Raw genomic sequence first — 12,512 nt, 5'->3', positions numbered from 1 at the left:
GGTGCGTTAGACCTGCGCGCCTTCGACCAGAAACTGCACCTTGCGCTCGCCCTTCCACTCGTTCACATCCAGGCGGAAGGCCAGCAGCACCCGGGCAGGCAACTGCTCGGTGTGGCCGAACCAGATGGCATCCACTGGGTTGCCCTGGTGGATGAGCTTGAGCGACAGGTGGTTCTTGGCCTCGCCCACCAGGCGCTGGCTCACGATCTGCACCTCTTCGCTGAAGGTCGGGGGCGCAAAGCCCTGGCCCCAGACCTCGCGGTGCAGGGTGTCCACGATGTCTGCGCGGCAGTATTCAGGGGCCAGCGGGCCGTCGGTTTCGATGCGGCGGGTGAGGGTGGCGGCGTCCAGCCATTCCTGCGCGACCTGTGCAAACGCCTGCTCGAACACGTCGAACGACTCCTCGGCCACGGTGCAACCCGCCGCCATGGCGTGGCCGCCAAACTTCAGGATCACGCCCGGGTGGCGCTTGGACACCAGGTCGAGTGCGTCGCGCAGGTGAAAGCCGGGGATGGAGCGGCCCGAGCCTTTGAGCTCATGCTCCTTGCCCGGCGCGCTGCTGGCTGCAAACACGAACGTGGGGCGGTGCAGCTTGTCCTTGATGCGGCTGGCCACGATGCCGACCACGCCTTCGTGAAAGTCGGGGTCGAACACGCTGATCGCGGGCGGGGGCTCCTCGCTCTCGTCAAACAGGCTCTCGGCCATCAGCATGGCCTGTTCGCGCATGCCGCTTTCAATGTCGCGGCGCTCGCGGTTGATACCGTCCAGCGTGGCGGCCAGCTCGGCAGCGCGGGCGGTGTCGTCGGTCAGCAGGCATTCGATGCCCAGCGTCATGTCCGCCAGACGGCCTGCGGCGTTGATGCGTGGGCCTAGGGCAAAGCCAAAGTCGAAGGTAGTGGCCACCGGCGCCTTGCGGCCGGCGGCGTGGAACAGGGCGGCGATGCCCGCGGGCATCTGCCCCGCGCGGATGCGCTTGAGGCCCTGGGCGACCAGGCGGCGGTTGTTGGCGTCGAGCTTGACCACGTCGGCCACGGTGCCCAGCGCCACCAGCGTGAGCAGCGGGTCGAGCTTGGGTTGGCTGGCGGCGTCAAACACGCCACGCGCACGCAGTTCGGCGCGCAGGGCCAGCAGCACATAAAACATCACACCCACACCGGCCATGGACTTGCTCTCGAACGGGCAGCCGGGCTGGTTGGGGTTGACGATGGCGTCCGCCGCAGGCAGCTCGGTGCCGGGCAGGTGGTGGTCGGTCACCAGCACCTGCAGGCCCAGCGCCTTGGCCTCGGCCACGCCGTCCACGCTGGCGATGCCGTTGTCCACGGTGATGAGCATGTCGGCACCCCGCTCGGCCACGCGGCGGGCGATCGAGGCGGTGAGGCCGTAGCCGTCGGTCACGCGGTCGGGCACCAGGTAGTCCACGTTCTGGGCGCCCAGCAGCCGCAGGCCGCGCACACCCACGGCGCAGGCGGTGGCGCCGTCGCAGTCGTAGTCGGCCACGATGATGAGCCGTTTGTGGTGCGCCATGGCATCGGCCAGCAGGCGGGCTGCGGCGTCAATGCCCTTCAAGCCCTGGTCGCCACTGGGCGGAAGCAGGCGGCCCAGGCCATCGTCCAGCTCGTCCTTGGCCCGCACGCCACGCGCGGCGTACAGGCGTGCCAGCAGCGGGTGCACGCCGGCCTGCTCCAGCGCCCAGGCGGCGCGGGGCGGAATGTCTCTTGCTATTATTTTCATAGCTGCACCAGCATATTCGACCAGCGCATGGGGCGAAAAAGACCTTGAAACCGCTGTGCAAGGCTGCGTGGAGCGGTGTGGAAGCCCAGCGCATTGCGTTCGCCGCACAGGGTCAGTTGCACGGGTGTGCCGCTTTCGGCCCGGCGCAGCAGGTCGGCCACGGGGCCTGCGTCCAGCGCGGCCCAGGCGCTGGCCCAGGTGCGCCAGTCGTCGTGCAAGGCGGCGTCCCGCAGGGGGGTGGGCATGTGGGGTGGCACAGTGGCACGCGGTGGGCCAGCCAGTGTGCCCGTGCCATGCACCCAGAACGAGTTGACGATGGGCAGCCCGCGCGCTGAGCGCTCGTCGTTGAAGGCATGGGTGTACAGCAGCATCTGCATCTCGCTGTGCAGGCGGTGCAGCGTGCGGGCTTGTTTCGCATCGGGCATCCAGGCGCGCACATCGCGCAGCAGCACACGCTCCAGCGACGCGGTGGCCAGGTCGGCAAACAGCGGCCCGCTGGCCAGCCAGCGCGTGGGCTGGTCGTAGTGCAGGGTGATGCCGTCCTCGGCAAACCAGGGCGCCACGATGGCCAGCAGCGCGCGGGACGCGGCTTCGTCCAGACCCAGCTGTTCAGGGTCGCGCAGGGTGACGTGGTCGGTGCTGACCTGCCACTGGCAGGGGGTGACGAAGGCCCAGGCCTCGCCGTGGGTCGTCAGGCCTTGCTGTTGGCGGTGCCAGGCGGCCCAAGGGATGCGGCCGTCCTGCGCGGGCAGGCCCAGGGCGCGGGCCAGGGCGCGTTCATGGGGGGCAGAGAAGCTGGTTTCTTCGCCACTGTCGCTCTGGGCGGGATGGGGGCTGAGCCGGGCCAGCAGCCGGTCCAGGTGGGGCAGGGCCAGGCCCTGTTGGGCTTGCTGGCATCCCGGCGAGGCGCTGGCGGCGTAGGGAATGAGCAAATGGGTGGTGTCCGACATGGCTAGAGCGAGTGAAACACTTTTACGTGCCCACGAAAACCGGGGAAAGGCCCGGCAACAAGGCGCAGGACGCGCAGCGGTTGGGATACCGCAAGCGGGCTGCAACGCAGTGGCCGGGCCTTTCCCCGGCTTTCCCGAAGGGTTGGGCCTCCAGGCCAGCGCTCGCGGCGTTGTGGACCTTGCCAAGGCGTCCAGCCTTGGCGGCGGCCCGCGCCTTGCGATCACTGGCCTGGAGGCCCAACGTGGGTATGTAAAAGTGTTTCACTCGCTCTATTGTCCGGGATGCCACAATCGGCCCGGCCCGTAGCGTGCATTCCGCACCGTACAGGTCCTTCTTTCCTAATCCATGCAAATTCCCTACGAACTGGCCCTGGGCTGGCGCTACACGCGCGCGGGCCGCGCCACGCGGCGCAATGGCTTCATCTCGTTCATCTCGGGCGTGTCCATGCTGGGCATTGCGCTGGGGGTGGCGGCGCTGATCATCGTGCTGTCGGTGATGAACGGCTTTCAGAAGGACGTGCGCGACCGCATGCTCAGCGTGGTCTCGCACATCGAGATCTTTGCGCCCCTGGGGGCCGCACTGCCGGACCCGGCGCTCACCCTGGCCGAGGCCAAGAAAAACCCGAATGTGATCGGGGCTGCACCTTTTGTAGCGGCCCAGGCCCTGCTGGCGCGTGGCGAAGACATGAAGGGTGCGCTGGTGCGCGGCATTGACCCGGCCCTGGAGGGCGCGGTGACCGACCTGGCTGCCACCAATGAGAAAACGCTGAACCTGCTGGTGCCCGGCGAGTTCCGCGTGGTGCTGGGGGGCGAGCTGGCCCGTGCCCTGGGCGTGCGGGTGGGCGACCCGGTGACGCTGATTGCGCCCGCCGGCCAGGTGACGCCGGCTGGCGTGGTGCCACGCCTCAAGCAGATGACGGTGGCCGGCACGTTTGACTCCGGCCACTACGAATACGACTCGGCCCTGGTGTTGCTGCACCATGAGGACGCGCAGCGCATCTTCCGCCTGGAAGGCCCCACGGGCGTGCGCCTGAAGCTCAAGGACCTGCACCAGGCCCGCGAGGTGGCGCAGCAGCTGGCGCAGTCCCTGAGCGGCCAGCTGCTGATCCGCGACTGGACGCAGCAAAACCGCACCTGGTTCGCCGCGGTGCAGCTCGAAAAACGCATGATGTTCATCATCCTCACGCTCATCGTGGCGGTGGCCGCGTTCAACCTGGTCTCCACGCTGGTGATGACGGTGACCGACAAGCGCGCCGACATCGCCATCCTGCGCACGCTGGGTGCCAGCCCCAAAAGCATCATGGGCATCTTTGTGGTGCAGGGCGCGATGGTGGGCGTGATCGGCACGCTGGTTGGCCTGCTGCTGGGCCTTGGCATCGCGTTCAACATCGACGTGATCGTGCCGGCCATCGAGCGCGCGCTGAACGCGAGCTTTTTGCCCAAGGACATCTACCTCATCAGCAAGATGCCCAGCGAGCCGCAGAGCAGCGACATCGTGCCCATTGCGGTCATCTCGCTGGTGCTGGCCTTTGTGGCCACCCTGTATCCCAGCTGGCGCGCCAGCCGTGTGAACCCTGCCGAGGCGCTGCGTTATGAGTAACCCCACTCCCCGTAATAACAGCCACCCGGTGGTGCTGGAAGCCAAGGGCCTGACCAAACGCTTTACCGAAGGCCGCCTGGATGTGACCGTGCTCAAGGGCGTGGACCTGCAGATCCATGCGGGCGAAACGCTGGCGATCGTGGGCGCCTCGGGCTCTGGCAAGAGCACCTTGCTGCACCTGCTGGGCGGGCTGGATGCACCCACGGCGGGCACGGTGCGCCTGAAGGGCGAGGAGATGTCGTCGCTGTCGGCGGAGCGCCAGGGGCAGCTGCGCAACCAGCACCTGGGGTTTATCTACCAGTTCCACCACCTGCTGCCGGAGTTCAGTGCGCTGGACAACGTGGCCATGCCGCTGCGCATCCGCCGCCTGCCGTTGGCCCAGTGCCATGCGGAGGCGGAGCGGGTGCTGGCGTCAGTCGGTTTGAAGGAGCGGCTGATGCACCGGCCGGCCGAGCTGTCGGGCGGTGAGCGTCAGCGGGTGGCGATTGCGCGGGCGTTGGTGACGCGGCCTGCTTGCGTGCTGGCGGACGAGCCTACGGGTAATCTGGACCGGAGTACGGCTGATGGGGTGTTTGACTTGATGCTGCAATTGGCGCGGGACCAGGGCACGGCGTTTGTCATGGTGACGCACGATGAGTCGCTGGCGGCCCGGTGTGACCGGGTGGTGAGGCTGGTGTCTGGGGTTTTGGGGTGATTTTGGCTGGATGCGTCAGTGGAATCTGGGCTGGTAGCTATTGATTTTGAAGTGTTGGTTCTTGTGCGTTGATTGGGTGGCGTGCCTTTGTTGAGGGCGGAGGCCGGGAGTCGCCCCGGCGGGCGAGGTACTTTTCTTTGCTTCGCCAAAGAAAAGTACCCAAAAGAAAGGCGACCCCCAGTCTGCGACCCCTGCGCTTCGCTACGGGGCAAACCTGTGGCGGGGCGGTTGCGGGGTGCGCCGTGGAACTCGCTTTGCGCTGCCGCGCGCCGCTCAGACAGCCACGGCGAGTCAGTTGACGAAGCACGCGCGCTGCGACGCGCGTGCCACCCCGCAACCGCCCCGCCGCAGGCGCAGCCAGCAGGGGGTTGGACAGCCGAACATCCAAACAGCCGGACATCCACTCGGGCCATCGCTGCGCTCGGCGGCGCTTGGGCAGCGCGAGGCGCTTGCGCCTGCGATGTGGGGCCGAGCGCAGCAATGGCCCGTGTGGATGTTCTGCTCCCCTTGCCCCTCTGGATGCGCCGAGGAGCGCAGGGTTTGGCGGATCAGGGCTCGCGTGTGTTTGAGCGAGGCGCAGCGGCGCGAGTTGAGCGAGACCCCGCCAAACCCGAGCACCGCAGGTTGCCCCGGCGCGCAGCGGCGGGGACGCAGACAGTGGGGTCGCCCTTTCTTTGGTTCCTTTCTTTCGGCGACGCGAAAGAAAGGGACTCGCATGCCGGGCGACTCCCGGCCTCCGCCCTGAACCCAGGCATGCGGCCAACTCAGCGCCCACAAGAAAGCACTGCAAAATCAATAGCTACCAGCCCATATCCCACTAGCACATCCAGCCAAAATCACTCAAAAAAATCACATCACCCGCCCATACCACCACACTGACAACCCCGCCGCCACCAACGCCAGCACCGCCCCCAGCAACGCCAGCAAAGAAGAAATCTCCGTCTCCTTCTTCTCCACCGTCAGCCGCGAGCTCAGCGTCTCGTACACCTTCTTCAAGTCTGCCGCCGTCGCCGCATGAAAGTATTCGGCATTGGTCCGCGCAGCCACGGCCTTCAGGGTTTCTTCGTCCAGCCGTACCCGCATCGACCAGCCCTCAAAGCCAATGGTCTCGCCCTGCACCGTGCCCACCCCCACCGTGTACACCCGCACCCCCCGGTCGGCCGCCCACTTGGCGGCTTCCAGTGGGTCCACGCCCGTCGTGCGCTGGCCGTCCGTCAGCATGATGATGGCGGCCGAGTTGTACGAGCCCGGGGCCACGGGCGTGAAGGTCTTGGCGGGGTCCTGTTGCTTGCCCAGCTCTTCGATGGGCTTCGGGCGCATGGCCTGGCGGCCGCCCAGAGCGGCGATGTCGATACCCGCATCGGGAAAGATCGTGGCCAGGGACAGCATGATGCCGTTGCCCGTGGCCGTGCCGCGCTGCAGCTGGAAGCTGTCGATGGCTTTCACCAGGTCTTCACGGCTCTGGGTGGGCAGCTGGGCCAGCTGGGCGCTCCCCGCAAAGGCCACGATGCCCACGCGCACATGGCGCGGCAGGTCGGCAATGAAGGCCTTGGCGGCGTTCTGGGCGGCGGTGATGCGGTCGGGCTCCACGTCGGCGGCGCGCATGCTGCCCGACACGTCCATGGCCAGCATGATGGTCTGGTCCTGCGAGGGCAGGGTGATGACGGCCAGCGGGCGCGCAGCAGCCAGCAGCAGCGCCACCAGGGCCAGCAGAAACAGCGCGGGCGGGATGTGGCGGCGCAGGTGCTGGCCGGGGCCCATGGCCTCGCGCACCAGGGAAAGGCTGGAGTAGGTCAGCGCTGTCTTCTTGCGCCGGTGCAGCAGCCACCAGTACAGCAGTACCAAGAGGGGCACAGCCAGCAGCAGCCAGAGCAGGGTGGGCCAGAGAAAAACCATGGTGTGTGTCCTTGGTGGCGAGTACAGCGTGTGCGGCGGGTGATCAATCGATCGGTCAGGCGGTGGCAGCCGTTGCGGCAGGGCCTGCGGATGCCGATGCGGGGACGAGGGGGTGGCTGTGCGCCCGCACCCGGCGCTGGCGCAGGTCCATGAAGCGCAACAGGGCGTCAACCAGGTCGTCGTCGGTGCACAGCTCCAGCGTGTCGGCACCTGCCCGCGTCAGGCCTTCACGCAATGCGGCCTCGCGGTCGGCGGCCAGCTGGGCAAAGCGGCGGCGAAAGCCCGCGTCGTGCGTGTCCACCTGCAGTTGCTCGCCGCTTTCGGCATCGCGCAGCGTGACCAGGCCCACGTCGGGCAGCTCCAGCTCCAGCGGGTCGAGCAGGCGCACGGCCACCACGTCATGCCTCTGGGCCAGCTGGGCCAGGGGCTTTTCCCAGCCGGGTGCGCTGATGAAGTCGGACACCACAAATACGGTGGACCGGCGCTTGAGCGTGGCCAGGCCGGTCTGCAGCAGCCGGTGCAGTTCGGTGGCGCCGCCACCCGTCTTGTGCGGTGGCACCGGGGTTTTGGACGGCAGCAGTTTGTGCACCAGGTGCAGCACATGGGCGCGGCTGCTGCGCGGGGGCAGCACGGCGTCCACTGCGCGTTCGGCCTGCGGACTGGCACCGCCGTAGAGCACGGCGCCCACACGGTTGCCGTGGCGGGTGAGCAGGCGCGAAAGCACGGCGACAAAGCCGGTCAGGATGTCGCGCTTGGCATGGCCGGTGGGGCCAAAGCTGATCGACGGACTCAGGTCCAGCAGAAACCAGGCCGACATTTCGCGGTCTTCGGTGAACACGCGCACATGGGGCGTGTTCAGCCGCGCGGTCACGTTCCAGTCGATGTGGCGCACGTCGTCATGCGGCTGGTATTCGCGCAGGTCGGTCAGGTCCAGACCTGCGCCGCGCATCAGCGTGCGGTAGTCGCCCTGCAGCAGGCCGTCCAGGCGGCGGATCACCTTCCACTCCAGCTCGCGCAGCAGCCGGTCGGCCTGCCCGGGCAGCGTGGGCAGGGTGTGCACCGTGGCGGATGGGACGGATGTGGCGGGCGGCTTGCTGGTCATGGCGGGTGGACTCAAGCGGCTTTTTGTTCGTGGTGCAGGGGGCGCGCCGGTGCCGGGATCTTGGCCATGATGCGCTGGATGAGCGCGTCGGCATCCAGCCCTTCAGACAGCGCCTCGTACGACAGCGCCACGCGGTGGCGCAGCACGTCGGCGGCCAGGTCCACCATGTCTTCGGGCAGTACATAGTTGCGCCCGCGCAGCATGGCCAGGGCCTGCGCGCCCTCGGCCAGGGCAATGGTGGCGCGCGGGCTGGCGCCGCAGCTGATGTAGCCGGCCAGGTCCTTCAGGCCATGGCGCGCAGGCTCGCGCGTGGCCGCCACCAGCTTCACGGCGTATTGCAGCATCGAGGGGTCCACATACACCGTGCGGCATTCGGCCTGCAATGCCGCCAGCTGCGCCGTGGTGGCCACAGGTAGCACCTGCACGGGTACATCAAGCGCGCGCTGGGCGATCACAAATTCTTCTTCCTCGGTGGGGTAGCCCAGCAGCACCTTCATCATGAAGCGGTCCACTTGCGCCTCGGGCAGCGCGTAGGTGCCTTCGGTCTCGATGGGGTTCTGGGTGGCCATCACCAGGAAGGGCTCCGGCACCTTGTGCGTTTCGCCCGCAATGGTCACCTGGCGCTCCTGCATCACCTCCAGCAGCGCGCTTTGCACCTTGGCCGGGGCGCGGTTGATTTCGTCGGCCAGCAGCAGGTGGGTAAAGACGGGGCCCAGCGTGGTGCTGAACTCGCCGGTTTTCTGGTTGTACATGCGCGTGCCCACCAGGTCGGCGGGGACCAGGTCGGGCGTGAACTGGATGCGCTTGAAGCTGCCCTGGATGGTGCTGGCGAGTGTTTTCACCGTCAGCGTCTTGGCCAGGCCCGGCACGCCCTCGACCAGCAGGTGGCCCTGGGCCAGTATGGCGACCATGACGCGCTCCAGAAAGCGGTCTTGCCCGACCACCACGCGTTTGACCTCGTAGAGCACCTGTTCCATCAGCGTGGCGGTGGCGGCGTTCGATGCATTGGGCGACGTGCTGGATGACATGGGGCTCCTTGCGATGACGAGTGGAATGGTGGGGCGGTGTGCGGTCAGAACGGCGGCATGCCCACGGCGGACGCCGCGTTTTCGATGGGCACCGCAAAACCGATGCCGATGAAGGTGCGCGCCTGCGTGGGGTTGAGGATGGCGGTGACGATGCCCACCACCTCGCCGTCCATCGTCACCAGCGGGCCGCCAGAGTTGCCAGGGTTGGCCGCTGCGTCGAACTGGATCAGATTGCTGAGCTGGCGCTTGCCCTCGGGCGAAGTGAACTCGCGCTGCAGGCCCGATACCACGCCCGCCGAGGCCGACGGGCCGATGCCAAAAGGAAAGCCCACGGCCACCACATGGTCGCCCGGGCGCAGGTTCTGGGTGGACCGCAGGGTGGCGGCCTCCAGGTCGTCGGGCACCTTGTGGGCCTGCAGCACGGCCAGGTCGTTTTCGGGTTGCACGCCGGTGATGCTGGCCGTGGTTTCCAGTCCGTCGTGGAAGGTGATGCCGATGCGGTCTGAGCCCGCCACCACATGCAGGTTGGTCAGGATGACGCCTTTGTCCACGATGACCACGCCCGTGCCGATGCCGCGCTCGACCTCTTCCTTGCCGTTCTTGCTGCGCCCGTAGCCCACCACGCGCACCACCGAGGGGCCGATGCTCTCCACGGCGCGCGCGGCGGCAGAGGGCGGGGTGGTGGTCTCCAGCGTGCGCAGCACCGCGGCGTCGATGTCGTCCTGGGTGATCTTGCGGGCGGGGCTGCGGGTGTTGTGCCAGGCGCTGGCTACCAGCAAGGCGGCCAACAGCACCACGATGGTCCACAGGGCAACCAGCTGGCGTTTGAATGCCCGGGAATTCGGGGGCGTGGCGGCTGCGGTGGCGGCGTTCGTCGCTGGCGAATCATCTGCGGGCGGCGCTGTGGAGGCCACGGCTTCGGTGGCATCCACCGCCGCAGGCGTGCGGCTGCGGGCGGGGCGGGAGCTGCTGTAGAGGGCGGGCCGGGGCATCCTGTCACCTTTGCTCGTACACGCCAGGGCCTGGCGCACGCAAATGACAGTAGCACGGTTTGCGGGCAAATGCACATGCAGGGCTACACGGGCCCACCGTCCCCTGCGACCGCAGCCTTTGCAGGCTGCATCGGGCATCATCGGCGCATGACCGCCTGGATCGATACCCACTGCCACCTCGACGCCCCCGAGTTCGATGCCGACCGCAGTGCGGTCCGTGCACAGGCTGCGGCGCAAGGCGTTTGCCATTGCGTGATTCCGGCCGTGGAGCGCAGCAACTGGGACACCGTGCGGGCGCTGGCGCACCAGCATGGGGACAGCTATGCGCTGGGCATTCATCCGCTCTACACAGGGCGCGCCGAGGAGGAGGACTTGCAGCATCTGGCCGGATACCTGGAGCAGCACCACGCCGACCCGCGCCTGGTGGCGATTGGCGAGATCGGCCTCGATTATTTTGTGCCGGGCCTCGACCCGGCGCGCCAGGAGCGGTTCTACCGCGCACAGCTGCAGCTGGCCCGGCGGTTTGACCTGCCGGTGATCCTGCATGTGCGCCGTTCTGCCGACAAGCTGCTCAAGGGCCTGCGGGATTTGCCGGTGCGCGGCGGCATTGCGCATGCCTTCAACGGCAGCCTGCAGCAGGCGCAGGCGTTCATCGGCCTGGGCTTCAAGCTGGGATTTGGCGGTGCGGTGACCTATGACCGCGCCCTGCAGCTGCGCCGTCTGGCCACCGAGCTGCCCGGCGATGCCCTGGTGCTGGAGACCGACGCGCCTGACATTCCGCCCCACTGGCTCTACACCACGGCGGCTGAGCGCGCTGCAGGGCGGCCCCAGGGCCGCAACAGTCCGGGGGAACTACCCGGCATTGCGGCCGTGGTGGCCCAGTTGCGCGGCGAGTCTGTGCCGGCGCTGGCTGACAGCACCAGGGCCAATGCCTTGGCCGCCTTGCCCCGGTTGGAGGGGCTGCTGACAGACTGGTAGCCATTGCAGGGTGGATGAGGGATCGGCAAGCAAGATGAATGGGGAGAAATTTGGGAGCTTGACGCCCTGTGGCAAAGGGCCGACAGCTATCTTTTTTGTGCTGCCGGACGGGGCTGACGGCCCTTTGGGGCCAAAATTGCCCCATGTCCTCAGTCCCTGTTGCCGCCGATCCGTCTGTGGCCGCCACTCCTGACGCCGTCGGCCCATCCGCGCGCTGGCTGGGCCTGCCGCCGGTGGCAGGTGCGTGCACCGTGGTGCTGGTGCTGGGCAGTTTCCCGGGGGCTGCGTCATTGCAAGCCCGCCAGTACTACGCGCACCCCCAGAACCACTTCTGGAAGATCCTGCAGGCCTTGTGGCCCCAGCATCCCTTGCCCCCGGCGGGGCTGGATGGCTATGCGGGCCGCTGCGCCTGGCTGCTGGATCGCGGCCTGGGCCTGTGGGACGTGTACCAGAGCTGCCAGCGCGAGGGCAGCCTGGACACCAGTATCCGTAACGCCCGGCTCAACGACTTTGCGGCGCTGCGCAGTGTGTGCCCCCTGCTGGCCGCGCTGGCGCACAACGGTGCGGAGAGTTTTCGGCACGCGCCGGCGGCGCTTGCCGCGCTGGGAGCTGCCGGGCAGCCGACGCTCTTGCCGCATGATGTGGGCACGTCAGGCGCACGTGCCATCGAGGCCGTGCGGCTGCCATCGACCAGCCCGGCCAACGCCTCCTGGAGTTTTGAACGTAAATTGACCGCCTGGGCCGATGTGATGGCCCGGCACGGATTGCTGTGAATGGCCCGTAAAAAAGAAACCTTGCAAGAACTGCCCGAAGTCAGCGTGTCTGACGACGGCGAAGTGCGTCACCTGCACCTGGGCACACCCTGGATCCAGGGCTCCATGCGCATCGACGAGCCCTTTGCCCTGGAGCTGGAGTACGTGCAGCGCATGATGGCCTGGCTGCTGTTTGCCGACCTGGCGCAGGTGTCCAAGGGCCATGCCATGCAGTTGGGGCTGGGGGCGGGTGCCATCACCAAGTTCTGCCACAAAAAGCTGCGCATCTGCACCACCGCCATCGAGCTGAACCCGCAGGTGCTGGCCGTGTGCCGCCAGTGGTTCAAACTGCCGCCCGACGGCCCCAAGCTGCGCGTGGTGCTGGCCGACGCGTCCAAGGAGATCCAGAACCCCATGTGGCTGGGCACGGTGGATGCGCTGGCTGTGGACCTTTATGACCACGAGGCTGCGGCCCCCGTGCTCGATAGCCCCGATTTTTATGCCGACTGCCGCGCACTGCTCACGGAGACGGGCTGCATGACCGTGAACCTGTTCGGCCGCGCGTCGAGCTTTGACCGCAGCCTGCAGAGCATGTCCCAGGCGTTTGGCAGCGATGCGCTGTGGGCGTTCAAGCCCACGCGTGAAGGCAACACGGTGGTGCTGGCCCAGCGCACCCCCACGCGGCCCAAGCGCGCGGAACTGGCCGAGCGGGCCGAGGCGATTCAGGCGCGGTGGGACCTGCCCACCACCAAATGGCTGCGGGTGTTCAAGCCTGTGAACCCCTGAGAG

At 67.6% G+C, this 12,512-nt stretch carries 11 protein-coding genes; 5 read left to right on the top strand and 6 right to left on the bottom strand.

The window, feature by feature from the left end; genetic code table 11:
• Nucleotides 1-6 precede the first annotated feature (6 nt).
• Nucleotides 7-1,731, bottom strand: a complete 1,725-nt coding sequence (gene recJ, locus C8C96_RS21215) for a single-stranded-DNA-specific exonuclease RecJ (protein ID WP_121943545.1) — start codon at nucleotides 1,729-1,731, stop codon at nucleotides 7-9.
• The gene (locus tag C8C96_RS21210; protein ID WP_121943544.1) at nucleotides 1,728-2,681 is read right to left on the bottom strand and encodes a phosphoglycerate mutase; all 954 of its coding nucleotides are present in this window, start codon (nucleotides 2,679-2,681) and stop codon (nucleotides 1,728-1,730) included. The genes recJ and C8C96_RS21210 overlap by 4 nt, the downstream gene beginning before the upstream one ends.
• Before the next feature lie 346 nt (nucleotides 2,682-3,027).
• On the opposite strand from C8C96_RS21210, the gene C8C96_RS21205 reads away from it, so the two are divergent.
• On the top strand, nucleotides 3,028-4,281 hold the full coding sequence (locus C8C96_RS21205; protein WP_056646585.1) for a lipoprotein-releasing ABC transporter permease subunit: 1,254 nt from the start codon (nucleotides 3,028-3,030) through the stop codon (nucleotides 4,279-4,281).
• Nucleotides 4,274-4,975, top strand: coding sequence for a lipoprotein-releasing ABC transporter ATP-binding protein LolD (gene lolD / locus C8C96_RS21200; RefSeq protein ID WP_121943543.1), 702 nt, complete (start codon nucleotides 4,274-4,276; stop codon nucleotides 4,973-4,975). Before C8C96_RS21205 ends, lolD begins: the two co-directional genes overlap by 8 nt.
• Before the next feature lie 849 nt (nucleotides 4,976-5,824).
• Here the strand turns inward: lolD and C8C96_RS21195 are convergent.
• From C8C96_RS21195 to C8C96_RS21180, 4 genes are read right to left on the bottom strand one after another with little or no spacing between them, the layout of a single operon-like run.
• A complete protein-coding gene (locus C8C96_RS21195; RefSeq protein WP_056060921.1) occupies nucleotides 5,825-6,871 on the bottom strand; it encodes a VWA domain-containing protein in 1,047 nt (348 codons plus the stop codon).
• Nucleotides 6,872-6,926: 55 nt separating this feature from the next.
• Nucleotides 6,927-7,973, bottom strand: a complete 1,047-nt coding sequence (locus C8C96_RS21190) for a DUF58 domain-containing protein (RefSeq protein WP_121943542.1) — start codon at nucleotides 7,971-7,973, stop codon at nucleotides 6,927-6,929.
• Nucleotides 7,974-7,984: 11 nt separating this feature from the next.
• Complete coding sequence (locus C8C96_RS21185; RefSeq protein WP_121943541.1) at nucleotides 7,985-9,001, bottom strand: MoxR family ATPase; 1,017 nt, start codon at nucleotides 8,999-9,001, stop codon at nucleotides 7,985-7,987.
• 44 nt (nucleotides 9,002-9,045) lie between these two features.
• Nucleotides 9,046-9,993: a S1C family serine protease gene (locus C8C96_RS21180; RefSeq protein WP_121943540.1), complete on the bottom strand. Its 948-nt coding sequence runs from the start codon at nucleotides 9,991-9,993 to the stop codon at nucleotides 9,046-9,048.
• A gap of 147 nt (nucleotides 9,994-10,140) precedes the next feature.
• On the opposite strand from C8C96_RS21180, the gene C8C96_RS21175 reads away from it, so the two are divergent.
• The 3 genes from C8C96_RS21175 (at nucleotide 10,141) to C8C96_RS21165 (ending at nucleotide 12,509) form a co-directional block, all read left to right on the top strand.
• Complete coding sequence (locus C8C96_RS21175) at nucleotides 10,141-10,971, top strand: TatD family hydrolase (protein ID WP_121944128.1); 831 nt, start codon at nucleotides 10,141-10,143, stop codon at nucleotides 10,969-10,971.
• Between the two features lie 143 nt (nucleotides 10,972-11,114).
• Nucleotides 11,115-11,744, top strand: coding sequence for a DNA-deoxyinosine glycosylase (locus C8C96_RS21170; protein ID WP_121943539.1), 630 nt, complete (start codon nucleotides 11,115-11,117; stop codon nucleotides 11,742-11,744).
• Nucleotides 11,745-12,509: a spermidine synthase gene (locus C8C96_RS21165; protein WP_121943538.1), complete on the top strand. Its 765-nt coding sequence runs from the start codon at nucleotides 11,745-11,747 to the stop codon at nucleotides 12,507-12,509. It begins immediately after the preceding gene.
• Nucleotides 12,510-12,512 lie beyond the last annotated feature (3 nt).

It is taken from the genome of Acidovorax sp. 100, from assembly GCF_003688355.1.
Classification (GTDB): domain Bacteria; phylum Pseudomonadota; class Gammaproteobacteria; order Burkholderiales; family Burkholderiaceae_C; genus Acidovorax; species Acidovorax delafieldii.
The sequence above is the reverse complement of the archived record's forward strand: the minus strand, read 5'-3'. Positions and strand labels throughout refer to the sequence as shown.

Excerpts from the sequence above, each read along its gene's own strand:
- lolD (WP_121943543.1), top strand. The coding sequence starts at position 4,274 with ATGAGTAACCCCACTCCCCGTAATAACAGCCACCCGGTGGTGCTGGAA.
- C8C96_RS21180 (WP_121943540.1), bottom strand. The coding sequence starts at position 9,993 with ATGCCCCGGCCCGCCCTCTACAGCAGCTCCCGCCCCGCCCGCAGCCGC.
- C8C96_RS21185 (WP_121943541.1), bottom strand. The coding sequence starts at position 9,001 with ATGTCATCCAGCACGTCGCCCAATGCATCGAACGCCGCCACCGCCACG.
- C8C96_RS21190 (WP_121943542.1), bottom strand. The coding sequence starts at position 7,973 with ATGACCAGCAAGCCGCCCGCCACATCCGTCCCATCCGCCACGGTGCAC.
- C8C96_RS21175 (WP_121944128.1), top strand. The coding sequence starts at position 10,141 with ATGACCGCCTGGATCGATACCCACTGCCACCTCGACGCCCCCGAGTTC.
- C8C96_RS21170 (WP_121943539.1), top strand. The coding sequence starts at position 11,115 with ATGTCCTCAGTCCCTGTTGCCGCCGATCCGTCTGTGGCCGCCACTCCT.
- C8C96_RS21165 (WP_121943538.1), top strand. The coding sequence starts at position 11,745 with ATGGCCCGTAAAAAAGAAACCTTGCAAGAACTGCCCGAAGTCAGCGTG.
- recJ (WP_121943545.1), bottom strand. The coding sequence starts at position 1,731 with ATGAAAATAATAGCAAGAGACATTCCGCCCCGCGCCGCCTGGGCGCTG.
- C8C96_RS21210 (WP_121943544.1), bottom strand. The coding sequence starts at position 2,681 with ATGTCGGACACCACCCATTTGCTCATTCCCTACGCCGCCAGCGCCTCG.
- C8C96_RS21195 (WP_056060921.1), bottom strand. The coding sequence starts at position 6,871 with ATGGTTTTTCTCTGGCCCACCCTGCTCTGGCTGCTGCTGGCTGTGCCC.
- C8C96_RS21205 (WP_056646585.1), top strand. The coding sequence starts at position 3,028 with ATGCAAATTCCCTACGAACTGGCCCTGGGCTGGCGCTACACGCGCGCG.